The sequence below is a fragment of the Paraglaciecola sp. 2405UD69-4 genome (genome assembly GCF_047525415.1).
Classification (GTDB): Bacteria; Pseudomonadota; Gammaproteobacteria; order Enterobacterales; family Alteromonadaceae; genus Paraglaciecola.
This window is the reverse complement of sequence record NZ_JBLIXM010000002.1, coordinates 634370-660584: the sequence shown is the minus strand read 5'-3', so window position 1 is coordinate 660584 and position 26215 is coordinate 634370. Positions and strand designations below refer to the sequence as shown.

The window sequence follows — 26215 nt, the reverse complement described above, 5'->3', positions numbered from 1 at the left end:
CTAATGGATAATAATAACAATAATAGCTCACAAGAGTCACAAGCCACCCATTGTGAGGACCAAGCAAACACCCCTAATACCTCCAAGGAAACTCGGCAAATTGTTACGCCATATGCGTTTTTTGTCGCTGACAGTTTATTAGGTGCACGGCTCGCCAGCCCTGTAAAACGCGGTATAGCTTTATCGATTGATCTATTTTTAGTCATGTTATTAACGCAAGTAAGTAGTTTGATATTAGCGATTGTGGCTGCAGCTACATTTTTTAGAGCGGGTAATCGTCTAAAAACAAAGAAACGTTTTAATATGGTGCGTATATTTTTGCGATTTTTAGTCACTTTATTGCTTTTTTTCATTGCCCTAGCTGTGTTTGATGATGTTAGTGATACGGTGGATACTGATAAAAGTGGCGAAGCAATTAAAGGCATTGAGATTTCAGCATTAACGGCAAAATATTTGATCCAAGTAAAAAGTGTTAACAATAAAATCGATAACAACCAATGTACTCCTGTTTATAATTGCTGGTTAACCTTAGGTCAGTTATTATTAGAGGATGTTGATCAATTAAACCTTAGCGCTGAAGATCGTCAAGGAATCCTCGAGGTTTTCACTGATTTAACAGTAAGTGAACACATGACAGAAGCCAAAGCTCAGCAATTATTGGAAGAGTTAAAAACTCAACCAGCAAAGGAAATTACACTATCCGAATCAGAAAGCATCGAACCCTTGTTGGCTGAGACGTCTAAGAATAACCTTAACCAAGTTATCAATACAGACACCCCTAACACCCCACCAGGATTAATTGCATGGGCTCAAACAATTGCCGAAGATTTAGGGTTAGGTTTTGGGTGGGCAGCCTTTTATTTTAGTATTTTTACTGCCTGGTGGAATGGTCAAACACCTGGTAAAAAGGTTGTGGGTATTAAGGTACTACAACTTGATGGCAGTGGCTTAAATTTATGGGAAAGTTTTGGGCGATATGGTGGCTACGGCGCAGGGCTTGCCACAGGTTTATTAGGTTTTTTACAGATATTTTGGGATCCTAATCGTCAGGCCATTCAAGATAAAATCTCTGAGACATTAGTCATCGATTTACGTTATCCCAAAGTCACTCTAGACACTTCAGAAAACCAACAAGAATAAATTACTATTTATGGCTAACAGAATTAACCAGTTATTAAGTTATTGGTCAAATAAGCGTGACCAGCATGCATGGGTCTTAGCGACTATTATTGAAACCGACGGCTCTTCTTATCGTAAACCCGGTGCAATGATGCTTATTAATGACATGGGCCAATATTATGGGTTGTTAAGTGGCGGCTGTTTAGAATCGGACATTATGCGCCAAGCTAGGCGCTGTTGGGATAATCATAAAAACCGCACAGTTGAATACGACATGCGCGAGGAAGAAGATTTAGCATGGCAGTTAGGTATTGGGTGTGGTGGTATGGTGAAAATTCTACTGCAGCCTGTTAACAAAAATAACGATTATCTAAAGTTAGATGAGCTAAATAATGCAATTATTAGCCGCAAAAAAGTCTGCTATCAGCAACAAATAGATGAACACATTCCATGTAATCAACTGCAAGTGAATACGCCAGATATGGGGAATACTAAACCTGGAATAATCACCCTTGAGGGGAAACAGTTTTTTAGGCAGTGGCTAGGGCCTGCTCCACTTATCGCTGTGTTCGGTGCAGGTGTTGATGCTAGACCCGTAGTCGCAATAGCTGCTGAACTGGGGTGGGAAGTATTGTTAATTGATCCAAGGGTCGGTTATGCAAAATCTGAGTATTTTTCAAAAGCCAGTCAAATTATAAGAGAACCCATAGAAGCATTCTCTTCCAGCTTGTGGTACTTGCAAATCGATGCAGCGTTAATACTTACTCATAATATAAAACTAGATGCTCAAGCATTAAAAGTGTTACAAGGCAGCAGTGCTAAGTATGTTGGGTTATTAGGGCCAATACATCGTACAGATAGAGTATTAGAACAGATAGATATGAGCCGCCAAGCGCTATCTAAACCATTAGCTAATCCAGTGGGGTTAAGGTTAGGTGGGGAGTTACCAGAGTCTATTGCTTTGTCTATGTTAGCAGAGGTTCATGCTGCCCTTGAGCAGAAAGATGCTAGGTCTATTAGTAAGGTACTTACTGCGGACATTGTCTGTGAAAATTGAATTACTATTGTTAGCCGCTGGGCAAAGTAAGCGGTTTTCTGGTATTAAACAACTAGCGGATATTTATGGCCACGCTATGGTGTGCCATAGCCTCTTAAGTTATCAGCAGCAAGGTCAATGGTTAGATGGCATAGATAATACAGTGGTTGTGTTAGGTGCTAATGCTCATGCTATTAAAAAAACACTGGCTGATAAGGTTACGACTCATATTGTAAAGTCTTGGGCACAAGGTATGGGGAGCTCTTTATCAGAATCGATGGAAGTGTTATCTCCCGAGACCACCCACCTTATGGTAGGTTTGGCAGACCAGGTGGCTATAAAACCAGAGTCGATAAAAGCCTTCGTAGCGCAATCTTTTCAGTACCCCCATAAAATTATCGCAGCTCAATATCAAGGCAAAGTGGGGGCGCCTGCAATATTCCCCAAATCGTATTTTCCGCTGTTAAGGCAGTTACAGGGGGATAGGGGAGCCAAAAGCATTCTCTTAAATAATCTCGAACAGATAATTAAAGTGGCAATGCCCTCGGCTTCTATTGATATTGATACTCAAGCTGACTTGCTAGAATTTTTAGGGAAACAATAACGGAGCTTTGCGGTGCAAGGTAGCTTGTTCGTATGCATAGGCATATTGAAATAACTTATCTTCGCTAAAGGGCCTACCTAAAATCTGTAAACCTACAGGTAATCCATGTCTAACATAGCCCATAGGTACGGTAATAGCCGGTTGACCTGTATGGGGAGCTACTTTGCCACTGTTGTTACCACTAGGGCTCTGTGAATCGCCGATTTTCCTAGGTGGGTTGCTCCAAGTAGGATATACAATGGCATCTAACTTTAGAGAGTCCATAGTACTAACAACTGCATCTAATAAGGTCTTTCTTCTGGGGTCGCCTTCGACATCAACACAAGGTGGAGTTTGCTGTGCTGGAGTCACATTTGCTGGAACACTCAGCCCCCATTTTAAAGAACCGGCATTTTCAGGGCGATGCTTCTTTTGATCTACAACATCTTGCAGTGTTTTTATATCTTGGTTGTTAGTAAGGGTGTTTAAGTAGTTGTTCAGATCGTATCGAAAACGACTACAAAACCCAGTGGCCTTAGTTAGCGCAGCAAAATTTGGAATAGTAATAGGGTCAACAATAACCGCTCCCTGCGCAGCTAAGTCTTTAAGTGCTTGTTCATAGACCTTGAGTACTTCTTGGTCTGCTGTTGTATCATCAACTATCTCTCTGAGTACGCCCAGTCTTATGCCTTGCAAGCCGTCTTTACTTAAATTACTGCTGTAGTCTGTAACTTGATGTTTTAAGTAGGCTTGAGTGGTTGGGTCAGCAGGGTCAAATCCTGCCACCACATTAAATACTTTTGCTGTATCTTTAACCGTTCGCAGCATAGGGCCGCCCACATCACGGTTAAGCAATAAAGGAATGATCCCGTCACGGCTGGTAGCTCCAATGGTTGAGCGCATGCCCACTAAAGCAAGGTGAGAAGAAGGCCCACGGATTGAGTTACCTGTGTCAGATCCTATACCAATTACCCCAAAATTTGCTGCAATTGCCGACGCAGTGCCGCCACTTGAGCCAGCAGGTACCCGACCTAAATCATAGGCATTGCGTGTTTCACCATGGGTTGAGCTGATGGTATTGTTTGGACTGAATGCCCATTCACCCATGTTGGATTTTGCAATTATGATGGCGCCAGCTTCCCTAAGTTTTTTAACCATAAATGCATCGTCTGGCGGTATAGAGCCCTGTAATGCAATAGAGCCTGCTTCGGTGGGCATATCTGCAGTATCGAAGTTATCTTTTAGGATAACAGGAATACATTGCAGAGGTTTTAGTTCGGTACCTTGTTTTAGTTCTTTGTCTATTTGTTTTGCTTTGTTTGCAGCATTGGGATTGATATAGATAACTGCATTGAGATTACTAATTTGATCATACTTATTAATACGGTCAATGAACCCCTGTGTAATAGCTTCACAGCTAATAGTTTTTGAACTCAATGCAAAGTGAATATCTTCTATTGTGGTTTCTGTGAAAGAAAAATCGATGGTTTCTTTGACTTGAGCGTGAGTAGTGCCCATAAAAAAAATACTAGCGGTTATAGATGTAAGTAATCTTAATGTCGTGTATGTAAGACCCTTGTTACTAGCTGATTTGATAGGCACGTTTTACTTCCTGTTGTTTAATTTTTATTGTTAGGATGTATCAAGTAATCAATACTTTAGGTTTCGCAATTAGTTAAGCATTTATGATTTACAACTTCAATCGTCAGTGAGTGTTTTTGTAGTTTGGTGTAGCCCTTGTTTTTTTAGCAGTTTAATCTTTGTTACCCATAGGTAATGGAAAGCTTCTATTCATGAAGAATTACTTCCTCCTCTTTAAATAATTATTCCCTGCCCAATATCTAATGAATGAAACAAAATAAACGTTTATCTCAAAGTATTATTTACTCGGTATGTGCAGTTGCATTTTTATGGTGTATTAAATCTGCAGAAATCTTGTTTGGTTGGAATTTATCCTTTATGGGCCTGGTACCTCTTAACCCGCAAGGGTTAATAGGCATAGTCACCGCTCCTTTGGTTCATGGCTCACTAGAGCACTTGTTTAACAATAGTTTTGCTATTTTGGTGTTGGGAGCCATGTTGTTTTACGGATATCCTAAGTCTTGGTACAAGGTTGTGACGCTAGTGTGGCTAGTATCTGGTATTGGGGTATGGCTTTTTGCCCGAGACGCCAATCATATAGGGGCAAGTGGTTTAACCCATGGTTTATTCTTCTACCTTTTTACCGTGAGTATATTCAGGCGGGATAAAATGTCAGTGGCTATTATGATGATTGCATTTTTGATGTATGGGGGAATGACAATGAGTATTTTCCCAAGAGAAGAGTATATATCCTATGAGTATCATTTTTTTGGTGCTGTGGCTGGAATGTTAGCTGCATTTTTGTGGAGAAATACTGATCCAAAGCCTGAAGTGAAATTGTATGAGTGGGAAGGACAGGATGAAGATGACGACTTTGATGTTTGGGGTAATGAATGGCAAGAAGCGGATTCAGAAACCTCAGATTATGACAACAAACCCTTACATTGAATGTTTAATGCTCTGTTAAATTAAAAAGTCTTATGTTCACCTTTGATACTGGTATAATATCTGTCTTCGTTTTTTTCCAATTTTTATATAGAGGGTGCATTAATGGCCGAGACTGATAGTCGTCCGACCAACTTTATTCGTCAAATTATCGATAAAGATCTAAAAGAAGGTTTACACACTAAGGTTCAAACTCGTTTTCCACCAGAGCCAAATGGTTATCTACATATCGGTCACGCTAAATCTATTTGTTTAAATTTTGGAATTGCCCAAGATTATCAAGGTGCCTGCAATTTAAGATTTGATGATACTAACCCTGAAAAAGAAGATATTGATTACGTCAATTCGATCCAAGAAGATGTATCTTGGTTAGGTTTTCAATGGGATGGGGATGTTCGTTATTCCTCAAATTATTTCGATGCGCTTTATTCATTTGCTGTAGAGCTGATAAACAAAGGCTTGGCCTATGTTGACTTCTCAAGCCAAGAAAAAATGCGTGAAATGCGAGGTACTCTCAAGGAAGCCGGCACTAATAGTCCATATCGCGATACTCCAGCTGCAGAAAATTTGGCATTATTTGAGAAAATGCGCAACGGTGAATTTAAAGAAGGTGAATGTCTGCTTAGAGCGAAAATAGACATGAGCTCGCCGTTTATGTGCTTAAGGGATCCGGCTTTATATCGAGTTAGATTTGCTCATCATCACCAGACCGGTGATAAATGGTGCATATACCCTATGTATGACTTTACCCATTGTATTTCTGATGCGATAGAAGGTATTACCCACTCTTTATGTACCTTAGAGTTTCAAGATAATCGCCGCTTATACGATTGGGTGCTTGAGAACATCACCATTGACGTGACTCCACATCAGTATGAGTTTTCTCGTTTAAATCTTGAATATACAGTGTTAAGTAAACGTAAGTTGATTGATTTGGTGGAAGGTAATCAGGTTGCTGGTTGGGACGATCCACGTATGCCAACTATTGCTGGTCTGCGTCGCCGCGGTTATACACCAGCCTCTGTTCGTGAGTTTTGTAAGCGAATTGGTGTGACAAAAATGGATAACATAGTAGAGATGTCTATGTTAGAAGCTTGTTTAAGAGAAGAGCTAAACGCCGATGCACCAAGAGCTATGGCTGTATTAGAACCTTTAAAGCTTGTCATAGAAAACTACATAGATGAAGGCGAAGTATTATCTGCGCCTAATCACCCGTCTGATGAGTCTATGGGGTCAAGAAACCTGCCTTTCAGTAAAGAAGTTTTTATTGAAGCTGAAGACTTTAAAGAAGAAGCTAACAAGAAGTTTAAGCGCTTAGTGTTAGGTAAAGAAGTCCGTCTCAGAAACGCTTATGTAATCAAAGCTGAGCGTGTTGAAAAAGACGAACAAGGGAATATCGTTACCGTCTATTGTAGTTATGACAAAGATACCTTAGGCAAAGCGCCAGCCGATGGACGTAAGGTAAAAGGAGTCATTCACTGGGTTTCAGCAACCCATGGTAAGCCTGCAGAAATACGTTTATATGACCGCTTGTTTACTGTTCCAAATCCAGCAGCAGAAGAAGACTTTTTAGCTACCATAAACCCAGAGTCACTTGTTGTTAAACAAGGTGTGGTTGAGCCAAGTTTGCTAGATGCTGAGCTGAGTGCTCCTATTCAATTTGAGAGAACTGGTTACTTCTGCAAAGACAAAGACAGTACAGCTGAAAAAGTCGTCTTTAACAGAACTGTTGGTTTGAGAGATACATGGGCTAAAATATCTGGCTAGAGATACCCTGTAGCTAAAGTATAAAAAAACCGGATTTCTATCCGGTTTTTTTGTTTTAGGCGTGAAAAATGTAACTGCAGTTATTTAGGTTGAGCGTGAAAAGTCTGACCATTTTCTTGGCTTGACTCACTGTCCATTAAGTATAAATACAAGGGCATTATTTCAGCTGGGGGTTTTAGATTATCTGGGTTTTCAGCAGGGTAGGCTTTCGAACGCATTAAGGTTCGTGTTGCACCTGGGTTTAAGCTATTGAAACGAATACTGCTATTGTCATATTCATCTGCTAAAACTTGCATCATTCCTTGGGTAGCAAATTTAGAAATGGCGTATGGCCCCCAATAAGCGCGTCCTGCAATTCCTACGCTTGAGGTTGTAAACACAACAGAGGCTTTGGGAGCTTTCTTTAATACAGGTATTAGAGCTTGAGTCATCAAAAATTGACTGGTTAAGTTTACCTGAAACACGTTTTGCCAATCATTTTCACTTATTTGTGTGAAAGGCCCTAAATGCCCCAAAAGGCTAGCATTGTGTAATACGCCATCTAAACAACCAAATTGTTCACTAATGGTATTGGCCATATCCCTATAATGTTGAGCAGTTGCGCCCTTGAGGTCTAATGGCACTATTGCAGGCTCTGGGCCGCCTAAGTTCACTATTTCATCATACACGGCTTCAAGCTTGGCGACGGTTCTACCAAGTAATATGACGGTTGCGCCGTATTTTCCATAATGAAGCGCAGCTTCCTTCCCAATGCCGTCACCGGCTCCGGTTACTAAAATGGTTTTGTTTTTTAAATAGTTATTTGTAGCTTGGTAATTATGCATAGTGAATTATTAAGTGTAACAATATCAAAATGTTAACATTTATTGGCAGACATCCGATAGGTGTTCGTTTTAAAAATAAGGGTACTTTTTGAAAACTTAGGGTAAACATATAGTTTACAGCCGCCTAGAGTTTTACTAAGTGCTTGTCTTGGCTTTTATTTTTAATATTTATCCCCATAATAAGTACACATCAAAAGAACCAAAGTCATAGGAGTAATAACGGTTGGAATTTTTATATGAATACGGCCTGTTTATCGCTAAAGCAATCACAATAGTTGTGGCTATTTTATTAGCCTTAGGTGGCATAGTAGGAATTGTAGGTAAACAAAAGCAGGGTAAGGGGCATTTAAGCATTGACTCTCTATCAGACAAGCTTGATGACATCACAGAGCTGGCGCAATGTGAGCTTTTAAGCAAAGAAGAGCTTAAAAAACATCAAAAAGATGAAAAGAAAAAGCTAAAAGCTAAAAAGAAAGAAAAGAATAAATCTGACAGTAGTAAAGATGATAAAGGTCGACTATTTGTTATTGATTTTTCTGGCTCTATGGATGCCCATGAAGTGGAGTATTTAAGGGAAGAAGTAACCGCAATTTTATGTGTCGCAAAACCATCGGACGAAGTCTTGGTTAGGCTCGAAAGTGGCGGGGGAGTCGTTCATGGTTATGGTTTAGCGGCTTCTCAATTACAAAGAATAAAAGACCATAAATTAAAATTAACTATTTCAGTAGATAAAGTTGCAGCAAGTGGCGGATATATGATGACCTGTGTCGCTGATCATGTCATAGCGGCTAAATTTGCCATAATTGGCTCTATTGGGGTTATTGCTCAACTACCTAATTTTAATAAGTTATTGAAGAAAAGTAATATTGAGTTTGAACAACATACAGCTGGCGCCTTTAAGCGTACGTTAACAATGTTTGGTGAAAACAACGATGAAGGACGTGAAAAGTTTAAAGAAGAGCTGGAAGATGTTCACCATATGTTTAAAGACTTTGTACAAGAACAGCGTCCAGATTTAGATATAGCCAAAGTAGCCACTGGTGAATACTGGTATGGTATCAGAGCATTAGAGCTTGGGTTAATTGATGAAATTAACACATCAGATGATTACATTTTAAAGGCTAATAAAGATAAGAATATCTTTACTGTTAAGTACAGCATGAAAAAAGGCCTTCCAGAGCGTTTAGGATTGGCGGCAAGCCTTAGTCTAGAGTCTTTGATGATGAGATTGTGGAGCAAAGGAACGAATAGCTTTCGTTAGTCAAACGGGTTGCAAATAATAAAAAGCCAGCTGAATGATGACGTCATTCGCTGGCTTTTTTGTTTTTTACTTAATGATAAGTAAGTTAGAAGTTTACGCTGACTTCACTGCTCTAGGCTTTCTTTTCGGCTTTGGTTTCTCAAGGCTTTGAACCAATTCTGAAGGATCGAAATCGTCAACATTTATGGTTCGTAAACGACCTAGCTCTGTTTCTTTTAAGTGCTCAGCTTGTTCTTCAGTAATTACCCCAAGCTCCAAGCCTTTCTCTGCCACTAATTGTAACTCTGTGAAAGGTAAATATTTGCCTGCTGCTTTACAGACTGTATTGTAAATCGGCTCTGCAGCTAGCACGTTTTCTAGAGTTTGTTCTAAATCACCTAATAGACAACCAGGATCTCTAGCTAAAAATTGGCCTTTTCCTAAGCGGTCTCGAGCTTCACAAGGTGTTTGTAATATGCCTGCAATCTTGTGTTCCAACTTGTCTGAAGGGCGTTTATAGCTCTTTCCAAATGGCATTATGATTAGCTTTAATGTTTTGCCTAGTATCTTAGATGGGAAGTTATTTAATAACTCTTCCAAGGCTACTTCAAGCTTATACAAACTGTCTTGCATTGCCCAATGAACTAACGGAAGGTCTTCAGCCTGACGACCCTCATCATCAAAACGTTTAAGTACGCATGAACCTAAATAAAGATAACTTAAAACATCACCTAAGCGAGCTGATAGTCTTTCTCGGCGCTTTAACTCACCGCCTAATACAGCCATAGACACATCTGATAGCAATGCCAAATTGGTGCTGTAGCGCTGCATACTACGGTAGTATCTTGCAGTTTCGTCTTTAAATGGTGCATTGGCTAAGTGGGCGCCAGATAACGAAAACCAAATGCTACGAAAGAAGTTACTTACGGCGAAACCAATATGACCAAACACTGCGCGGTCAAACTGCTCTAATGCCATTTCGTCATCGCTATTGTTCGCAGCCGATAATTCGTCTAAAACGTAAGGGTGGCATCTCATAGCACCTTGGCCATAAATCATCATATTGCGAGTGAGTATATTGGCTCCTTCAACTGTAATGGCGATAGGTGCACCTTGGTAGGCTCGACCTAAATAGTTGTTGGGCCCAAGCATAACGCCTTTACCGCCATGAATATCCATTGACTCTATGACGGTTTGGCGCATTTTTTCAGTTAGGTGATATTTACAAATCGCCCCTATTACAGAGGGTTTTTCACCCACATCTACGCCTTTAGTAGAGAAGGAGGTAACAGCATCCATAAGATAAGCATTACCACCTATACTACCGAGTTTTTCTTCTATTCCTTCCATTTTGCCAACTGGCAATTTGAACTGACGGCGAATTCTTGCATATGCACCTGTTGCAAGTGCAATGCTTTTGGCTCCACCAGCAGACGAAGATGGCAGGGTGATGACTCGCCCAACTGATAAACACTCTACTAACATACGCCATCCTTGACCGGCCATTTTTGCGCCACCAATAATATAATCTAGTGGTACAAAAACATTGTTACCCCGTATAGGGCCATTGTGAAAAGGTACATTTAGTGGAAAGTGGCGGTTACCTATTTCCATACCTGCGGTATCTCTAGGCAGTAGCGCACAGGTAATACCTAAGTCTTTCTTGTCACCAAGTAGGCCGTCAGGGTCAAACATTTTAAACGCTAGGCCTACCACAGTCGCAACAGGTGCTAGGGTTATGTAACGTTTATTGAATGTTAAGCTTAAGCCTATTACTTCTTCTCCTTGCCACTGTCCTTTGCAAACGATTCCTGTATCAGGAAGAGAGCCAGCATCGGAGCCTGCTTCTGGGCCTGTCAATGCAAAGCAGGGGATCTCTTCGCCGGTCGCTAACTTAGGTAAGTAATGATCTTGTTGTTCTTTAGTACCATAGTGTTGCAGCAATTCCCCTGGCCCTAATGAGTTGGGAACACCAACCGTGGTAGATAAAACCGCGCTGACACTTGATAGCTTCTGTAACACTCTTGATTGTGCATAAGCTGAAAATGCTAATCCGCCGTATTCTTTTTTGATGATCATGGCGAAAAATTTATGGTCTCGCAAAAATTGCCAAACCTCAGGAGATAAGTCAGCTTTTTTATGGGTGACTTCCCAGTCGTTGCACATTTTACAAACTTCTTCTACGGGCCCATCAATGAAAGCTTGCTCATCTGCAGTCAAACGAGCCTGAGGAATATTGTGAAGGGTTTGCCAATTTGGGTTACCACTGAAGAGCTCGCCATCCCACCAAACCGTGCCAGCGTCAATTGCATCCCTTTCTGTACTAGACATTTCTGGCATAATTTTACGAAAGCTTTTTAAAATAGGGGCGGTGAGATATTGCTTACGTATTGACTCAATATTTAGCGGAATAGCTACAACTAAAAATAGTAACCAACTAAGCTCGCCAATAACGCCAATTATGCTTCCAACAACAAAGAGGCAAAATATAGCAACTGTGCCATTGAACAATTTCATTCGAAAATAACTAACAATAGCTATTGAAGCTATTACATATAAAAACCAAATAAATAACTGCATTTACTATATCCTTTTTAGAGGTCAGACCACACTAAGTACGTTATATTTTTGTTAAAGCAAAATCAAGTACTAGGGTAGATAACAAGTAAAGAAATAGATATAAAATGTTAAAGTTTTGTTTGGATATCCATCCACGCCTTTTCTAAATCAAAAAAGGCGTGATATGAAGTTATTGGCTGGCGAGGGCTTCTGAGGAAAAGCGTTTTAATTGAATGTCACCTTGCTCTTTACCATCTTTAAATTGTTGTAGTTTCACAAGTTGGTAATTAAGCTGTGGAGAAAACCAAGCTATGGTTTCTCGGGTAGATGTTTCACGCTTAAACACGACTTTCACACCTTCAATCATCCCAAATGGTAAGTCTAATTGCTCAGTTCCTACTACCTCTAAATTGTAGTTTCGTAATTGTCCGCGACTATTAATAATATTATATGAAAGCTCAGTGTCTCCGGCTGCTAATCTTAACTGTACATCAAGACGGTATAACTGGTTATCCAGCTCACCTTGCCAGTTTATTGGTTCGCCCTGATTAATAATTATTGCTGTATTAGTGGCGTCAAAATCAAGTTTCAGGCTTTTATTTCTACCTGTACCACTGCGGCTATAAGCATAAGAGATTGGTTGTAAACTCTGGTCTTCGTTAACCGAAAATAAACTTGTTTCAGAGCGTATATCCGATAAGAAAAACGCAGATACTTTAGAATAATAATTAAGCCGATAATTTTCATTTTCGGTGCTTAGGCTTAGCTTAGCTAAACCTAGACTTCGCCCGAACCTATTAACCGTATATTCAGCATCAAATCCTACGAGTTTCGTCTGTTCAGCTAAAGCGGTTTGATTGACAAAGACTAGGCTTAAGAATAAAACTGCCAATCTTCCTAAATTAATTAACTGCATAACCCATTTCATCCAATATTTGACCATCTAACTCTGCATGGTTATTGAGCATCTTTAATCTATCTGCACAAAACCATGAAATCACTAAAGGGTACATTTGTCGTTCTTGTTGCTGCACTCTCTGCGCTAATTCATCAGCATTTTGAGAGGCAAAGATCGGTACTTTGGATTGTAAGACAACAGGACCGCCATCTAGTTCTGCGGTAACAAAATGAACTGATGCTCCGTGCTCTACATCGCCAGCATCAATAGCTCGCTGGTGCGTATCTAAGCCTTTGTATTTAGGTAATAGAGACGGGTGAATGTTAAGCATTTTACCTTGATAATGCGCTACAAATTGCGGGGTTAATATTCGCATAAAGCCAGCTAGAACAATTAAATCTGGTGCATACTTATCGATACGCTGCATCATTTCATTGTCATATTCTTCGCGGCTGGCAAATTCTTTATGGTTGATAAAAATCGCTGGTATATTGGCTTTTTCAGCTCGGACTAAGCCGTATGCATCTGATTTGTTTGCGAAAACAGCTACCACTTTACCATGTATCTTTTGCTGTGAAATGCTGTCGATAATTGCTTGCAGGTTCGAGCCGTTACCCGATACCAAAACAACTATCGACTTTTCAGGTATTGAATTTTGCACCTAGTTAATCTCTACCTGTTGTTCTGAATCGCTTTTTTCGATGTGACCAATTTTCCATACGTTCTCACCTAAATCGGCAAGAATTTTTATTGCCTCTGCGGCTTTTTCTTCAGGTAGAGCAATGATAAGTCCCACACCACAGTTGAAGGTTCTGTACATTTCATGGGTAGTGACATTACCTTTATCTTGAAGCCAGTTGAAAATTGCTGGCCATTGCCAACTATCTCCATCAATAACCGCTTTGGTACCTTCTGGAAGTACTCTTGGAATGTTTTCCCAAAAACCACCACCTGTTATGTGAGAAATAGCGTTTACTTTTACTTGTTCTAATAAGCTTAAAACATTCTTAACATAGATACGGGTAGGTTCAAGTAAATGGTCTGCTAGTGGTTTACCTTCTAGTAACTCACTAGTGTCACTGCTTGATACTTCAATAATTTTACGAATGAGTGAGTAACCATTTGAGTGAGGTCCCGAAGAGCCTAATGCAAGTAGGGTATCGCCTTCGGCAACTTGACTACCGTCAATAACATCATCTGCTTCAACCACACCGACACAAAAACCAGCTACGTCGTAATCTTCGCCATGGTACATACCAGGCATTTCTGCTGTTTCTCCCCCGATAAGGGCACAACCAGATAATTCGCAACCTTTACCAATGCCCGTCACTACCTCGGTAGCGGTATCAACATTTAGTTTACCTGTTGCATAATAATCTAAAAAGAATAGAGGCTCGGCACCTTGTACGATAAGATCATTTACACACATAGCCACTAAATCAATACCAATGCCTGAATGTTGCTCTAGATCCATTGCAAGCCTAAGTTTAGTGCCTACGCCGTCAGTTCCAGAAACTAAAAGTGGCTTTTTGTATTTTTCAGGAAGTGAACATAGAGCGCCAAACCCACCTAAACCACCTTTTACTTCAGGCCTATGAGTTTTCTTTGTGACCGATTTTATTCTTTCAACAAGCTGGTTTCCTGCGTCAATATCTACTCCAGCGTCTTTGTAACTTAATGATGAATTCTTCTCGCTCACGGGTGTTCCTCAGTTGGCCCTAAAAAAGAGCGCAGATTTTAACAGCTTGCTTAATTAATACCAATCACAGATCGCTCTTTTATATAGAAGATATAATTTACTAAACAATAGGTGAATTTTGTTTCTAAATAAAAGACAATACTTTTTGATTTGTGGAATTTGCTTTGAGGAGTGTTGGCCCTGATGCCAATAAAGATTAAATCTATATGTTTTGTAATGGTATTTTGGTGCTTAAGTAGCTGGCAACCATTACATTCTGCTGTTATCGAAGATTTGTACGATGCAAAAATTGCGGTTTTGGATCAATCAAGTAAGGCACAAAGTGCTGCTTTTAATCTGGCGATGAAGCAAGTCTTGGTAAAAGTGAGAGGTAATAAGGATATTTTGACTAGCGATCAAATCCGAAAAGCCATTACTAAGCCCACTGGCTACATCCGCTCTTACAGCTACGACAGCCAAGATTCTCAGTTATTTATTGATGTAAACTTTGAGCCGAAGCGCTTAGAAGCTTTAATTCGCAATGCAGGCTTTCCCATATGGGATAAAAGACGCCCAGATACCCTAGTGTGGTTAGTCACAGAGTCAGATAATGGCACAAAGGAGATAGTGACTGCTGAAAACTACCCTGATTGGTTTGCGGCACTGCATCAACAAGGGCAGCTTAGAGGGGTTACTTTTACTGAGCCTTTATGGGATTTAGATGATAGGCAAGCTCTAAATGTTTACGATGTTTGGGGGGGCTTTACTTTAAACTTGAACCAAGCCAGTGAAAGATATGGTGTTAAATCAGTATTATCCGCCAGAATTTATCAACAAAAGAGCGAAGATGAACCATTACAAGCTAACACTACTTGGTTAGCAGATTGGACTATGCTCGGCGATGGTAAGTTATTAGCGGGGCAGGTGTCTGGTAATGATACCACCATAGTTGTGGAAAGGTTAGTTGATGATTTAGCGGACAACTTGGCATTAAAATATGCCGTTGATTTAGCCTCAATTAATCCAAACGAAAACAAAATACAGTTAACATTTAATAATATAAAATCGCTAAAGGACTATGCTAGCGTTTTAGACTTCTTAGAAGGGTTGAGTGTGGTGAGTCATGGCATGTTAATAAAGCAAGTGGGTGAAACCGCGACATTTGAACTTGCTTTGTTGGGTGCAGAAGAAGATTTAAAAACTGTATTGAAACTAGATAGACATGTGCAGTCTGTTGTAGATGAATTTGGGCAGCCTGTTGCCGAGTGGGAGTTCTTTTGGGTCAAGTAACCAATCAATTATTGTTGCCTGTTGGCTTAAAAGAGTCGGAGTCCTTCGATAGCTTTATTCCCGGGGAAAACCAACAGATTTGCCACCACCTATTGGGATTGTTTGACGAGCTCAATCATAAAACTATTGAGCATTGGTTGACGTATTTGTTTGCAGATACTGGTATGGGTAAAAGCCATTTATTGTATGCATCCTGCCAGCAAGCTGAGCGCATGAATATGACTTGCGTGTATTTCAGTTTTAAAGAAAAGCAGCAATTGTCCCCTGATGTTTTACAAAGTTTAGAGCATTATCAATTAATTTGTTTAGACGATATTGAATACCTTGACGGTGAGCGAGAATGGCAAGAAGCTATTTTTAATTTGATTAATCGCGTAAAAGAAAAAGCTGATACTTGTTTGGTCATTACAGGTAATCAAGCTCCTCAAAAATTAACCTTACAGCTTCCTGATCTGATTTCTCGTTTATCTTGGGGAACTAGCTTTAAAGTTCATTCATTGAATGATGAGCAGCGACAAGAAGCCTTAATTGTTAAGGCTAGTTACAGAGGACTGAATATGTCGCGAGATGTCGCGAGATACCTAGTGACCCACTGGCAAAGAGATATGCCAGCTTTGATTAAATCACTTGATATTCTTGATGAAAAATCTTTACAGCAACAACGTAAATTAACTATTCCTTTTGTTAAAAATACGTTGGGACTATAGGTTGTTGGGAAAATTTTATAAGTAAGCCATGCAAGGCGTTATTTTTTAGCTTCAAAGGCTTGTTTTTCCTCAGCCAACTCTTCTTTTAATTTACGAATACCTAATCCTAGCTCTCTTCCTCTTAACCGGGCATACACGCTACAGCCAGTAAATAGTAGGCAGCATAAAAGTATCTCGATAAAGGCGTATACTCTTTCTCCTTCTATGGCATAAATAGACGTTAAGCCATGAAGTAGATAGTACATAACAATAAAGTTAGTCCACGCATGGGTATAGGGCTTTCCAATTATCAAGCCTCTAGCAGGTAATAGGATAGGGACAATCCAGAATAACAGGGTGAATATGGTTGATGTAGTCTTGTCTGGAGTGAGATAAAAGTGCCACACAGGAAGCCAAACAACTAATGGAAAGTAGCTGAATAGGGTGAGTTTACGAAAAAATTTTGTGTTGAAAGTCATGCTATTTCTCTAATTTACTGGCGAACATTGCAAGCCTTTTACCCTGTTGGATACAAAGAGCTTGTTCCTCTTCACTTAATTTATTGGCTGGCATACCTTGAGATAAATGGGTTACTCCATAGGGGCTGCCACCCGTCACAGTGGTATGAAGTTGTGGGTTAGAGTAGGGTAAGCCGCAAATTATCATTCCATGATGTAAAAGTGGGATCATCATAGTAAGTAAGGTGCTTTCTTGGCCACCATGCATACTCGATGTAGACGTAAAAACACAAGCGGGCTTGTTCTCTAATGCCCCTGCTAACCACTGTGCACTGGTTTCATCTAAAAAATACTTAAGTGGTGCTGCCATATTTCCAAAACGAGTGGGGCTACCTAAGGCCAATGCACAGCAATCAAGCAGATCTTGTTGGGTTACATAAGGATCGCCTGATTCAGGTACTGAGCTTTGCTGTGAATCTATATTGGTGCTTACTTCAGGCACAGTGCGTAGCCTAGCCTCAAGTCCTTGCTGCTCGATACCTTGTGCTATTTTTTTAGCCATGGTCAACGTAGAGCCATGGCGGCTGTAATATAAGACGAGAACAGGAGCACTCATAGAATAGCCAAAACTGCTTCGGGAGGACGGCCAATTGCAGCTTTTCCGTTAGCTAAAACAATAGGGCGTTCAATTAACTTTGGGGTATCAACCATAGCTTGAATTAACTTTGTTTCGTCTTCTTCTAGTGCCAACTGCTGCTCTTTGTAAGCGTCTTCGCCTTTTCTCATCAGGTCCTTGGCACTAGAAAGCCCTAATAACTCGACTATATTTTTAATCTGCTCTTTATCAATAGGGGTTTTAAGATACTCGATAATCTCTGGAGACAAGCCTTTGTCTTGTAATAGCTGCAATGTTTGTCGACTTTTAGAGCATCTTGGGTTGTGTAAAATCGTTAGTTCTGACATAAATTTAATTTTCAGCTTAGAGTAAAAGTCGTATTCTACCGTTAATTTGCTCGTTTTTGTTAAGGAAAATCTTATATTGAAAAAGCTTTTGGTCGTGTTGATAGCATTGTTTGCATTATTGTCGGGTTATGGATTAAACCAATATTTAGAGCCAGACTTTGAAACATTAAATGGTAACACCTACAAGTGGCATAATTCTCAAGGAGAATGGACTGTTGTCAATTATTTTGCACAGTGGTGCGCCCCTTGTTTACGTGAGCTACCAGAGTTAAATGAGTTTTATCATCAATATGGAGATACCATTAGGTTATTTGCCATCAGCTATGATGCTATGTCTGATGATGAATTATTAGCTATGCAGAAACAACACAATATTCAATTTCAAATGCTAAAGGCTTTAAAAAATGCTCCATGGAACAGCGCTCCAACTGGTTTACCTGCTACCTATATAATTTCACCAGACGGTAAATTGATGAGTCAGCTCAAAGGAGAGCAGACAGCAGTTAAATTAAAGCAAACCATAGATAGATTAAAGGCTTTGTAATCTCTCTTGCGCTGTTCTAAATTGTTCTATTCTTGCTCTTATGCGTTGCTTTTCTATTTGCCTATCGTCAGCAAAGTTATAGGCTGTATGTAACTCATCTATAGCTCTTGGGTAAGAGGCAACCAAAGAGTACAACTCTGCTTTAGCTTGATGCATTTCTAATCTTTTATCACTCATTCTGTAGGCTTCTGATATCAACTCATAAGCAAGCATGCTTTGTGGGTTCACTAACAAATAGTCCTTTAGAATGGCAATGGCTTTTTCAGGTTGCTTATTCTGTATTTGTATATTGGCTAAATTAAGCGTTACCACTTGGTTGTAGGGAGTCAATCTACTTTGTACTGTCAGTTTTTCAATTGCTTTGTCGAAATCCTTAGTCGCAACAGCAATATCCGAAAGCGTATCTAAATAGAACAAGTTATTTGGCTCAGCTGCAACTAGGCCATCGATTATTTCTTTGGCTTTTTGGGGCTGCTCGTTCGCTAAGTAGGATAGGGCTAGGCCGTATAATGGTGCTTGTTTGAACACATAAGCTTGTTTATCTAATAGATCCGAAAAATAAGCAATATTGGTTTTTGGATTACTATAATATCTGGCTAAAATCCTAGTTTTAGCAAGGTGAAAATGTAAGCTCGGTGGTATGTCTCTAGGCCTATAAGAGGCAGCCCTAGAGCGGGCATCTGCTATTCTCGACTCGGGTAATGGGTGAGTTTGTAAAAAGGCTAGACGGGTAGACTTTAAACGACTTTTTTCAGCTAATATGCCAAAAAAACTGCTTGCTCCATTAGGGTCAAATCCTGCTTGAGCCAAAATACCAATACCCACTCGGTCGGCTTCTTTTTCATTTTGTCGAGTGTAATTGATTGATGATTGTGCTGAGGCAGCATTAGTAGTTGATATCGCTGCCACTCCTGCTTCTGGGTTAACAGCTGCTATCAAGATCGAACCTAATAAAGAGGCGATTTGTAAAGGAGATGATTTTTGTTTCGCCTCAATACTACGGGCAATATGCCTTTGAGTAACATGGCTTACTTCATGAGCTAAAACAGATGCAAGTTCTGACTCAGTCCTAGCGTTAAATATAAGTCCCGTATGAATGCCAATATGTCCACCAAAAAATGCAAATGCATTGATATCAGGGCTATTTAAAATAAAGAAAGTGTATGGAAATTTTACGTTTTCGGCTTGGGCAACTAAACGGTTACCTATGTCTTGAATATATTCGTCAAGCAAGGGGTCATTGATGACAGGGCCTTGGCCTCGTAACTGGCGCATAAGTACATCACCTATTAACACTTCTTTGTCTAGGGTGATGGCACTTGATGCAACTACGCCGATTTCAGGTAGTGAGTTTTTTTCATTTGCAGCCTTTACTGAGACACTTCCTATTAAGGTGGTCAATAAAGCTGAAAGCAAAGTCGTTATTATTGGTTTTAACATAAATTCATTCTAATCGTATTCTCTGCTTAATATCTTCAATGTTTGTTATAAGCACGTTTTCTAGTGCCTAAGAATCCTATTTATATCATTAGTTCAATAATATCGGGTTTAACTATTTTGCTCATTTAACTGTTTAGCCGCGTCCGTATAAATCTCTTTAATTGACGGCCCAGTGTTTTCTGTTACTAAAATATGCTTGTTTAATAGGGCTACTAACTGCTCTACTAACATATGGGTGTATTTTAGTAATTCCAAGTCGGCTTCATCACCCGCTCGTACAGTAACATCGAGAAACTCTTTAAAATTGGGGAGTCTAAGTAGTGGACCGACTACAGTAGGATTAAATTCTTTAAATGGTGATAAAGGATCATAGGGCTTTATTTGAATTTGCGGTTTATCATTAATTATTGGAAAGCAATGTAGGTCAAAAGAGTAAGTGTTGATATGTTTTACCAAGCTTACTTGTGGCTTTCCATTTATAAGGTTAGGTAACTGCCAGTTATCTTTATTGAGTAAATACTTAATATTATTGTCAAAGCCATCTGTGAAGGTGCCTTCTAACTCAGAAAGTTTATTAGCCACTAAGCTATAGTAAGTGGGAACTTCACCTAAATTAATTGATTTTTTTAATTGGGTGATTGATTTTATACTGCCAAATTGGCAGGTCCAATTTTGTAACAAAAATTGCCTTCCTTTTATCTATTTGATTATTTTATCAGGGGAACTTTGTGCAATAATGACATTTTCACACACATTAACAATAAATGAGAAGTATCAAACTGTGTTTTTAAAGGATAGAAGAGAGCTAAATGTTAAGCATTTTTGAGCGGTGGTACAAAAGAAAGTTTTCTGATCCAGATTCTGTGATGTTGCTAATGTTATTGCTTATCACATCATTACTGTTGGCAGTTTGGGGCGGTATCTTAATGCCCGTAATTGTAGCTGCTGTCATTGCATATCTATTAGACTGGCCAGTGACCCAATTAGAAAAAGTAGGGTTATCTCGAAGTTACGTTACTGTGTTGGTTTTATTTACGTTTATCAGTATTTCAATTCTTGCATTTGTGGGAATTGTTCCCGTTGTTACCCAGCAAAGTATTAACCTCATCACAGAAATGCCACAGATTTGGGAAGAAGGCCAAAGGTGGTTGTTGGAGTTGCCAGAAACCTATCCTGATTTTGTTGAGGCCTCACATATTCAAAATATGTTGTTGGGTGTAAACGAAAAAATAGTATCGTTGGGAGAGCAGTTGTTATCTGCTTCTTTTAGTTCTTTAGGTGGGTTAGGGGCCTTGTTAATCTATGTGATTTTAGTGCCTTTAATGGTGTTTTTTATGCTAAAAGATAAGGTTGTTTTATTAGCTAATGTGTCGTCTTTATTACCAGAAGAGCGTCGCCTGATTAAGCAAGTGGGTACAGAAATGAACTCACAAATTGCTAATTATATTCGCGGTAAAGTGATTGAAATTGTGATTGTTGGAACGGTTTCTGCCGTTACCTTTGCCTTTATGGATCTGCGTTATTCGCTATTATTAGGGGTGTTAGTAGGGTTTTCAGTATTGATACCTTATATAGGAGCTGCGGTGGTTACTATCCCTGTGGCCATAGTGGCGTTGTTTCAGTGGGGGGTAACCCCTGACTTTTGGTATTTGATGATTGCCTATAGCATTATTCAAGCTCTAGATGGTAATGCTTTGGTGCCAATATTGTTTTCAGAAGCTGTGAGTTTACATCCAGTCTATATTATAATTGCGGTATTATTTTTTGGTGGCTTATGGGGTTTTTGGGGGGTGTTTTTTGCCATTCCATTGGCAACATTAGTAAAAGCGTTAAGTACTGCTTGGTCTAGCCCTAAACGGCATAGTAGCAGTGTACAGAAAGCCAACTAAGTTGGCTTTCGTTTAGCACTTTTTAACTATTTAAATAGTCTAATACCACTTGGTGATGATCTTTGGTTTTGAACTTATCAAATACATGTTCGATATTGCCATTTTCATCGATAAGGAAAGACGTTCTAACGACTCCCATGTTTTCTTTGCCCATAAACTTTTTTAATTGCCATACGTTATAAGCTTCACACACAGCATGCTCTTCATCGGCAAGTAAAGTGAAGTTCAATGATTGCTTATTGATAAAGTTTGTTAGTTTCTTTGGCGTGTCTGGGCTTATTCCTAAAACCACTACATTTAGTTCATCAAGCTCAGCCTTAGTATCTCTTAGGGCGCAGGCTTGAACAGTACAACCTGGAGTCGAAGCTCGTGGGTAAAAGTATGCCAGTACTTTCTTTCCTGAAAAGTCTGATAAAGAAACCGTATTATTATCTTGATCTTGTAGTGAAAACTGAGGTGCTGGATCACCAGCTTTAAGCGTTTGCATGTTTGAATAACCTTTAAAGTGCAGTTGGGATATTGAAAATTAATGATTTAAGGTGATTGTACCTTGTAAGTCATGTTCTGATAATAAAGCTTGAAACTCCTTTTCAATAGAGGCTACGTCTGAGTCATGTGGAATTGAAATAACCATTTTACATTTCATTTGTTTACTTGCGCTGTTGGTTTCATCTTCGTCCGACACGAATTTAAGCCTAAATGCGCTAACAGAAATATTGTACTGGTCAAAAAACTGCGTAGCTTGATCGATTAATCCTCGGGTTCTCAAACCAGTGACAACCACGTCGGCTATATGCTCTAAGTTCTGCTTACAATGCTCAGCAGTGCGTTTCATAATTGATAATAAATTATACTTCTGGCAGGTTTGTGGCAGTAAGCATTCGGCTTGAGTGATAGCGCTTTGGCTTCCTTCTACAATCATAGTTAGCGAGAAATCTTTGCCGTAAACAGCTTGTCTGCTATCTAAAATATTACATCCTATGCTAAAGACAGTGTCGACTAAGTCGCTTAAAACCCCTAGCTGATTTGCGCCTAAGATGGTAATTATCAATTGTTGACTCATTTTTAACCAAATTCCATTGTTTAAATTGGCTATAACATACATGATTTTAGTGAGGTTGATCCAGTTTCCATTCTAATGTGTGTGTTTCGTTATTCAATGCTTGTTTTTAATGGGCTAGGTCTTTACCATTAGGCGCTAATTTTTTACGGAGAGACCATGTTTACTGGTAGTTTTGTGGCGCTGATCACGCCTATGTTTGATAATGGTGAAATTGATTACCCTTCATTAAAGCATCTTGTTGAGTTTCATATCGAAAATGGTTCACACGGTATTGTTGCCGTTGGTACGACCGGCGAATCTGCGACTTTACCTTTTTCTGAACACATTGAAGTTGTGCGTAAAACCGTGGAATACGCACAAGGTAAAATTCCCGTCATTGCAGGGAGTGGTGCCAACTCTACAGAAGAAGCCATCTTTTTAAGTACGCAAATGGCCGAGACGGGTATCCAAGGATTCTTGAGTGTGGTGCCTTATTATAATAAACCACAACAAAAAGGTATGGTGGCTCACTTTAAAGCGGTAGCAGATGCTACTGACTTACCTGTGTTATTGTACAACGTGCCTAGTCGAACGGTTGCCGACATGTTGCCAGAAACCGTCGCTGAGCTTGCATCTCATCCTAAAATTGTAGGTCTTAAAGATGCTACCGGTGATATCAGTCGATTGAAAGCTACCCAAGCCCTTGTTCCTGAAGATTTTGTATTGTTAAGTGGTGATGACGCAACGGGCTGTGAATTTCTTTTAAATGGTGGCCATGGTGTGATTTCAGTGACCGCAAACATTGCACCAAAACAAATGGCAGAGATGTGCAATGCTGCTAAAAACAAAGAGTTTGAGCTAGCAAAACAGATTGATAAACAAATAGAAGGGTTACATTCAGCTCTATTTATTGAGCCTAATCCTGTATTACCCAAATGGGCGCTTTATAAAATGGGTAAAACAAATTCAGCTTTTTTGCGTTTGCCTATGGTTGAGTCGGAACTTGAGAGCCAAAAACATATCGAAGATGTCATGCGCAGTTCTGGCGTACTTTCTTAAGGAGAATGCATGACCTATAAGTATCAAATAACAGGTGTGGCGTTAGTAAGTATACTAGCAGCCTGTAGTTCAGTTGAAGAACGAGAGTTGGCAAGCGGAAGCTTTGAATATACCCAGGAACAACCTGGGCAACGTATTAATATCCCAGAAGACATTGATTCTCCAACTTTTAGTGACAGTTATAAGTTACCAGACATAGGTGCAGCCGCCCCTAGAGATACTGTAGGAAAAGACTTAAGTGTTTTGTCTCCTTCATTGGTGTTGCCTGTAGTAGCTGGCTCGCACATAGAAGAAGGCTCTAAAATTGCCAGAGTATGGTTTGACCAAACCAATGACAATGAACGTTTGGAAGTTACTATTTGGAAGCAACTGCTTAGTTTTATAGAAGAGCAGGGCATTGGTATTCAAGAAATGGATGAAGAAAATTTCCGTCTTGTTACTGATTGGATTGTTTACGACGAGAGTACCGAAAACAGTTGGTATACATGGAATGGCTCACAGCGGGTTGAAAGTAAACGCTTTGAATTCAAAATTGATAAAAAGCCCCATGGCAGAACGGCATCTTTGAGTGCTAATTTAGTCGCCTACAAAGAAAAGAAGTCTCCTGAAAGTCCAGAAACCTTTATTCCCAAAGACCAAAGACGTTACGAAGTGAATGTATTAAATCAAGTTGTTGCTCATTATGAATTTAATTCTCGCGTGCAAAATGTAAAACGTTTTCGTCAAATACGCCAAGGTTTAAAAACTGAACTAGGCTTTGACGCCGATGGCGAACCAGCATTTATTGTTGATGCAGATTATGATATTGCTTGGCCTCGCTTACAATTAGTGCTTAAAAAATTAGGTTTTGACGTTAAAGATTTAGATAAATCCAGCGGCATGCTGTTCACTAGTTATAGTGATGGTGAAAGTTCTTGGTGGAGCAATATCTGGTCAAGTGAAAGTGGCGATTTACCCATTGAAGCTGACGAGTACAGAATTAAAGTACTTGATGTAGGAAGCAAGACTTCTATTACCTTCATGGATGAAGAGAGTAACCCATTCCCAGCTAATAAGTTAACTGATCTCTTTGGGCCTTTCTCTGAAAACATGTCTGACGATAATTTAGATATCTAACATATCCCCAACCTAATGTTTATTCGTTTAAGCATTAGGTTTATAATTTTTAAGATAGAGGGCTGTTTAGTCTTTGGTGAATTTGTTTTAGGCACATATGCTGCCTAAGCGATTCTTTCTTAATGCTTTTTCTTTGTTACTGATTGTTAATTTTGCCTACTAGGCAGACAAACCTGCAAAGCCATTAAAAGTGTTTAGTTTGAATAAAATTTATACATCAAAGCTCAACGGCCCTTAGTGCGTTTTAGTTTCTTCTTTCTTTTTGACCTTGTGGAGTGCACCTAACATGTCGATTGCAGATTCGATTTTATCAGTAAACGATGACCTACCTATTCGTACTCATTTACCTGTACATAGTGGAAAGGTCCGTTCGGTTTATTGGTTAACCGAGCATGATAGCCAGCGTTTAATTAAAGAGCATAATTATCCAGTTCCTGAAGACACGCCTTTGGCTATTATGGTTATCAGTGATCGCATTTCAGCATTTGATTGTATTTGGCATGGTGAGCAAGGTATGCAAGGTGTCCCAGGTAAAGGCGCCGCTCTAAATGCAATTTCTAATCACTGGTTTAGGTTATTTAAAGAGCAAGGTTTAGCTGATAGCCATATTTTAGATATCCCTCATCCTTTTGTTTGGATAGTACAAAAAGCTAAGCCTGTAATGATAGAAGCTATATGTCGTCAATACATAACTGGCTCTATGTGGCGAGCCTATGATAAAGGTGAGAGAGACTTTTGTGGGATTAAGTTAGAAGAAGGCTTAACTCAAGATAGTAAGCTGTCTAAGCTGTTAATGACACCCTCTACTAAAGGAGTTCTAAAAGGGATTGAAGGTGTTCCTGAGGCTGATGACGTCAATATTACTCGTCAAAACATTCAAGATAATTTTACTGCCTTTAATTTTGTTCAAGAGCAAGATATCACCTTATATGAGAAGCTATTGACTGAAGGCTTTAATGTTATTAGTGAAGCGTTAGAGAATATCGGGCAGATATTTGTCGATACAAAGTTTGAGTTTGGTTATGTAAAAGACCTAGAAGGTAAAGATAAACTTATCTATATGGATGAAGTAGGCACTCCAGACTCTTCTCGTATTTGGGATGCAGAAAAATATAAGCAAGGTAAGGTTGAAGAAAACTCAAAAGAAGGGTTCAGGCAGCTACTACTAAGCCATTTTCCTGATCCAGACATTTTGTTAAATAAAGAGCGTATGCCTGAGCGTGAAGCCTTAGCGCGAGATAATGCTCTGCCGGTAGAAGTGTTGATGCAAGTGTCGCAAACCTATATTGGTATCGCTGAAAAAATCACTGGCGAACCTTTGAAGCTAAGTAAAGACCCACGAGCTGAAATTATTGAGATTTTACAAGAGAAGTATCAATTAATTTAATCGCAAACCTCTCTGAACTTTAGCAGCTACAACTTGCTGCTAATGCTTGCCACAAGCTTAGCTGGTAACACAGCTGTTCATTAATTTAGTGATTTTTGAGTACTAGTGGGA

Annotated in this window: 26 protein-coding genes; 13 read left to right on the top strand and 13 right to left on the bottom strand. The window is 39.5% G+C overall.

Going from position 1 to position 26215, the window contains the following annotated elements; translation table 11 throughout:
• Window positions 1-3: 3 nt before the first annotated feature.
• The 3 genes from ACMUMK_RS09345 to ACMUMK_RS09335 are packed head-to-tail and all read left to right on the top strand — an operon-like array spanning window position 4 to window position 2759.
• Entirely contained in the window at window positions 4-1140 is a 1137-nt protein-coding gene (locus ACMUMK_RS09345; protein WP_414700857.1) for an RDD family protein, read from the top strand.
• A 10-nt stretch (window positions 1141-1150) separates the two neighbouring features.
• Complete coding sequence (locus ACMUMK_RS09340) at window positions 1151-2176, top strand: XdhC family protein (RefSeq protein WP_414700856.1); 1026 nt, start codon at window positions 1151-1153, stop codon at window positions 2174-2176.
• Window positions 2166-2759 (top strand): nucleotidyltransferase family protein, encoded by a 594-nt coding sequence (locus ACMUMK_RS09335; protein ID WP_414700855.1) that lies wholly within the window; start codon window positions 2166-2168, stop codon window positions 2757-2759. Before ACMUMK_RS09340 ends, ACMUMK_RS09335 begins: the two co-directional genes overlap by 11 nt.
• Here ACMUMK_RS09335 and ACMUMK_RS09330 read toward each other — a convergent pair.
• On the bottom strand, window positions 2745-4256 hold the full coding sequence (locus ACMUMK_RS09330) for an amidase (RefSeq protein WP_414700854.1): 1512 nt from the start codon (window positions 4254-4256) through the stop codon (window positions 2745-2747). The two genes, ACMUMK_RS09335 and ACMUMK_RS09330, sit on opposite strands and share 15 nt — an antisense overlap.
• A gap of 330 nt (window positions 4257-4586) precedes the next feature.
• On the opposite strand from ACMUMK_RS09330, the gene ACMUMK_RS09325 reads away from it, so the two are divergent.
• Both ACMUMK_RS09325 and glnS read left to right on the top strand, forming a co-directional pair.
• Window positions 4587-5267, top strand: coding sequence for a rhomboid family intramembrane serine protease (locus tag ACMUMK_RS09325; RefSeq protein ID WP_414700853.1), 681 nt, complete (start codon window positions 4587-4589; stop codon window positions 5265-5267).
• Between the two features lie 102 nt (window positions 5268-5369).
• On the top strand, window positions 5370-7031 hold the full coding sequence (gene glnS, locus ACMUMK_RS09320; protein WP_414700852.1) for a glutamine--tRNA ligase: 1662 nt from the start codon (window positions 5370-5372) through the stop codon (window positions 7029-7031).
• Between the two features lie 80 nt (window positions 7032-7111).
• Here the strand turns inward: glnS and ACMUMK_RS09315 are convergent, their stop codons facing one another.
• Entirely contained in the window at window positions 7112-7855 is a 744-nt protein-coding gene (locus ACMUMK_RS09315) for a YciK family oxidoreductase (RefSeq protein WP_414700851.1), read from the bottom strand.
• A gap of 223 nt (window positions 7856-8078) precedes the next feature.
• Between ACMUMK_RS09315 and sohB the strand changes: the two genes are divergently transcribed.
• The gene (gene sohB, locus ACMUMK_RS09310; RefSeq protein ID WP_414700850.1) at window positions 8079-9116 is read left to right on the top strand and encodes a protease SohB; all 1038 of its coding nucleotides are present in this window, start codon (window positions 8079-8081) and stop codon (window positions 9114-9116) included.
• A gap of 93 nt (window positions 9117-9209) precedes the next feature.
• Here sohB and fadE read toward each other — a convergent pair whose 3' ends face one another.
• The 4 genes from fadE to purM all read right to left on the bottom strand — a co-directional run bounded on the left by fadE (window position 9210) and on the right by purM (window position 14251).
• On the bottom strand, window positions 9210-11675 hold the full coding sequence (fadE, locus tag ACMUMK_RS09305; protein WP_414700849.1) for an acyl-CoA dehydrogenase FadE: 2466 nt from the start codon (window positions 11673-11675) through the stop codon (window positions 9210-9212).
• Between the two features lie 169 nt (window positions 11676-11844).
• A complete protein-coding gene (locus ACMUMK_RS09300; RefSeq protein ID WP_414700848.1) occupies window positions 11845-12570 on the bottom strand; it encodes a DUF3108 domain-containing protein in 726 nt (241 codons plus the stop codon).
• Window positions 12557-13213: a phosphoribosylglycinamide formyltransferase gene (gene purN, locus ACMUMK_RS09295; protein ID WP_414700847.1), complete on the bottom strand. Its 657-nt coding sequence runs from the start codon at window positions 13211-13213 to the stop codon at window positions 12557-12559. The genes ACMUMK_RS09300 and purN overlap by 14 nt, the downstream gene beginning before the upstream one ends.
• Window positions 13214-14251 carry a phosphoribosylformylglycinamidine cyclo-ligase gene (gene purM / locus ACMUMK_RS09290; protein WP_414700846.1) on the bottom strand — a complete coding sequence of 346 codons (1038 nt, stop codon included), beginning with the start codon at window positions 14249-14251 and terminating at the stop codon, window positions 13214-13216.
• A gap of 183 nt (window positions 14252-14434) precedes the next feature.
• On the opposite strand from purM, the gene ACMUMK_RS09285 reads away from it, so the two are divergent.
• On the top strand, window positions 14435-15520 hold the full coding sequence (locus ACMUMK_RS09285) for a DUF2066 domain-containing protein (RefSeq protein WP_414700845.1): 1086 nt from the start codon (window positions 14435-14437) through the stop codon (window positions 15518-15520).
• Entirely contained in the window at window positions 15508-16227 is a 720-nt protein-coding gene (hda, locus tag ACMUMK_RS09280) for a DnaA regulatory inactivator Hda (protein WP_414700844.1), read from the top strand. The genes ACMUMK_RS09285 and hda overlap by 13 nt, the downstream gene beginning before the upstream one ends.
• A gap of 38 nt (window positions 16228-16265) precedes the next feature.
• Here hda and ACMUMK_RS09275 read toward each other — a convergent pair whose 3' ends face one another.
• The 3 genes from ACMUMK_RS09275 to arsC are packed head-to-tail and all read right to left on the bottom strand — an operon-like array spanning window position 16266 to window position 17627.
• Window positions 16266-16685, bottom strand: a complete 420-nt coding sequence (locus ACMUMK_RS09275) for a DUF2069 domain-containing protein (RefSeq protein ID WP_414700843.1) — start codon at window positions 16683-16685, stop codon at window positions 16266-16268.
• A gap of 1 nt (window position 16686) precedes the next feature.
• Window positions 16687-17280 carry an NAD(P)H:quinone oxidoreductase gene (wrbA, locus tag ACMUMK_RS09270; protein WP_414700842.1) on the bottom strand — a complete coding sequence of 198 codons (594 nt, stop codon included), beginning with the start codon at window positions 17278-17280 and terminating at the stop codon, window positions 16687-16689.
• Complete coding sequence (gene arsC / locus ACMUMK_RS09265) at window positions 17277-17627, bottom strand: arsenate reductase (glutaredoxin) (protein ID WP_414700841.1); 351 nt, start codon at window positions 17625-17627, stop codon at window positions 17277-17279. The genes wrbA and arsC overlap by 4 nt, the downstream gene beginning before the upstream one ends.
• Window positions 17628-17703: 76 nt before the next feature.
• Here arsC and ACMUMK_RS09260 point away from each other — a divergent pair, with 76 nt between their 5' ends.
• Window positions 17704-18171, top strand: coding sequence for a TlpA family protein disulfide reductase (locus tag ACMUMK_RS09260; RefSeq protein ID WP_414700840.1), 468 nt, complete (start codon window positions 17704-17706; stop codon window positions 18169-18171).
• Here the strand turns inward: ACMUMK_RS09260 and ACMUMK_RS09255 are convergent.
• Both ACMUMK_RS09255 and ACMUMK_RS09250 read right to left on the bottom strand, forming a co-directional pair.
• Window positions 18157-19611 carry a M48 family metalloprotease gene (locus ACMUMK_RS09255; protein ID WP_414700839.1) on the bottom strand — a complete coding sequence of 485 codons (1455 nt, stop codon included), beginning with the start codon at window positions 19609-19611 and terminating at the stop codon, window positions 18157-18159. The two genes, ACMUMK_RS09260 and ACMUMK_RS09255, sit on opposite strands and share 15 nt — an antisense overlap.
• A 108-nt stretch (window positions 19612-19719) precedes the next feature.
• A complete protein-coding gene (locus ACMUMK_RS09250; RefSeq protein WP_414700838.1) occupies window positions 19720-20292 on the bottom strand; it encodes a hypothetical protein in 573 nt (190 codons plus the stop codon).
• 128 nt (window positions 20293-20420) lie between these two features.
• Between ACMUMK_RS09250 and ACMUMK_RS09245 the strand changes: the two genes are divergently transcribed.
• A complete protein-coding gene (locus ACMUMK_RS09245) occupies window positions 20421-21500 on the top strand; it encodes an AI-2E family transporter (RefSeq protein ID WP_414700837.1) in 1080 nt (359 codons plus the stop codon).
• Between the two features lie 22 nt (window positions 21501-21522).
• Here ACMUMK_RS09245 and bcp read toward each other — a convergent pair whose 3' ends face one another.
• Together bcp and ACMUMK_RS09235 are read right to left on the bottom strand one after the other, a co-directional pair.
• Window positions 21523-21987 (bottom strand): thioredoxin-dependent thiol peroxidase, encoded by a 465-nt coding sequence (gene bcp / locus ACMUMK_RS09240; protein WP_414700836.1) that lies wholly within the window; start codon window positions 21985-21987, stop codon window positions 21523-21525.
• Window positions 21988-22026: 39 nt separating this feature from the next.
• On the bottom strand, window positions 22027-22563 hold the full coding sequence (locus ACMUMK_RS09235; protein WP_414700835.1) for a glycine cleavage system protein R: 537 nt from the start codon (window positions 22561-22563) through the stop codon (window positions 22027-22029).
• A gap of 156 nt (window positions 22564-22719) precedes the next feature.
• Here ACMUMK_RS09235 and dapA point away from each other — a divergent pair, with 156 nt between their 5' ends.
• The 3 genes from dapA to ACMUMK_RS09220 all read left to right on the top strand — a co-directional run bounded on the left by dapA (window position 22720) and on the right by ACMUMK_RS09220 (window position 26104).
• A complete protein-coding gene (gene dapA, locus ACMUMK_RS09230) occupies window positions 22720-23601 on the top strand; it encodes a 4-hydroxy-tetrahydrodipicolinate synthase (RefSeq protein WP_414700834.1) in 882 nt (293 codons plus the stop codon).
• Window positions 23602-23610: 9 nt separating this feature from the next.
• A complete protein-coding gene (bamC, locus tag ACMUMK_RS09225; RefSeq protein WP_414700833.1) occupies window positions 23611-24717 on the top strand; it encodes an outer membrane protein assembly factor BamC in 1107 nt (368 codons plus the stop codon).
• Window positions 24718-25003: 286 nt separating this feature from the next.
• Window positions 25004-26104 carry a phosphoribosylaminoimidazolesuccinocarboxamide synthase gene (locus ACMUMK_RS09220; RefSeq protein WP_414700832.1) on the top strand — a complete coding sequence of 367 codons (1101 nt, stop codon included), beginning with the start codon at window positions 25004-25006 and terminating at the stop codon, window positions 26102-26104.
• The last annotated feature ends 111 nt before the right edge of the window (window positions 26105-26215 follow it).

Coding starts and splice junctions, on each gene's coding strand:
- ACMUMK_RS09345 (WP_414700857.1), top strand. CDS start 4: ATGGATAATAATAACAATAATAGCTCACAAGAGTCACAAGCCACCCAT.
- ACMUMK_RS09340 (WP_414700856.1), top strand. CDS start 1,151: ATGGCTAACAGAATTAACCAGTTATTAAGTTATTGGTCAAATAAGCGT.
- ACMUMK_RS09330 (WP_414700854.1), bottom strand. CDS start 4,256: ATGGGCACTACTCACGCTCAAGTCAAAGAAACCATCGATTTTTCTTTC.
- ACMUMK_RS09325 (WP_414700853.1), top strand. CDS start 4,587: ATGAAACAAAATAAACGTTTATCTCAAAGTATTATTTACTCGGTATGT.
- glnS (WP_414700852.1), top strand. CDS start 5,370: ATGGCCGAGACTGATAGTCGTCCGACCAACTTTATTCGTCAAATTATC.
- ACMUMK_RS09315 (WP_414700851.1), bottom strand. CDS start 7,855: ATGCATAATTACCAAGCTACAAATAACTATTTAAAAAACAAAACCATT.
- fadE (WP_414700849.1), bottom strand. CDS start 11,675: ATGCAGTTATTTATTTGGTTTTTATATGTAATAGCTTCAATAGCTATT.
- ACMUMK_RS09300 (WP_414700848.1), bottom strand. CDS start 12,570: ATGCAGTTAATTAATTTAGGAAGATTGGCAGTTTTATTCTTAAGCCTA.
- ACMUMK_RS09285 (WP_414700845.1), top strand. CDS start 14,435: ATGCCAATAAAGATTAAATCTATATGTTTTGTAATGGTATTTTGGTGC.
- ACMUMK_RS09275 (WP_414700843.1), bottom strand. CDS start 16,685: ATGACTTTCAACACAAAATTTTTTCGTAAACTCACCCTATTCAGCTAC.
- wrbA (WP_414700842.1), bottom strand. CDS start 17,280: ATGAGTGCTCCTGTTCTCGTCTTATATTACAGCCGCCATGGCTCTACG.
- arsC (WP_414700841.1), bottom strand. CDS start 17,627: ATGTCAGAACTAACGATTTTACACAACCCAAGATGCTCTAAAAGTCGA.
- ACMUMK_RS09255 (WP_414700839.1), bottom strand. CDS start 19,611: ATGTTAAAACCAATAATAACGACTTTGCTTTCAGCTTTATTGACCACC.
- ACMUMK_RS09245 (WP_414700837.1), top strand. CDS start 20,421: ATGTTAAGCATTTTTGAGCGGTGGTACAAAAGAAAGTTTTCTGATCCA.
- bcp (WP_414700836.1), bottom strand. CDS start 21,987: ATGCAAACGCTTAAAGCTGGTGATCCAGCACCTCAGTTTTCACTACAA.
- ACMUMK_RS09235 (WP_414700835.1), bottom strand. CDS start 22,563: ATGAGTCAACAATTGATAATTACCATCTTAGGCGCAAATCAGCTAGGG.
- dapA (WP_414700834.1), top strand. CDS start 22,720: ATGTTTACTGGTAGTTTTGTGGCGCTGATCACGCCTATGTTTGATAAT.
- bamC (WP_414700833.1), top strand. CDS start 23,611: ATGACCTATAAGTATCAAATAACAGGTGTGGCGTTAGTAAGTATACTA.
- ACMUMK_RS09220 (WP_414700832.1), top strand. CDS start 25,004: ATGTCGATTGCAGATTCGATTTTATCAGTAAACGATGACCTACCTATT.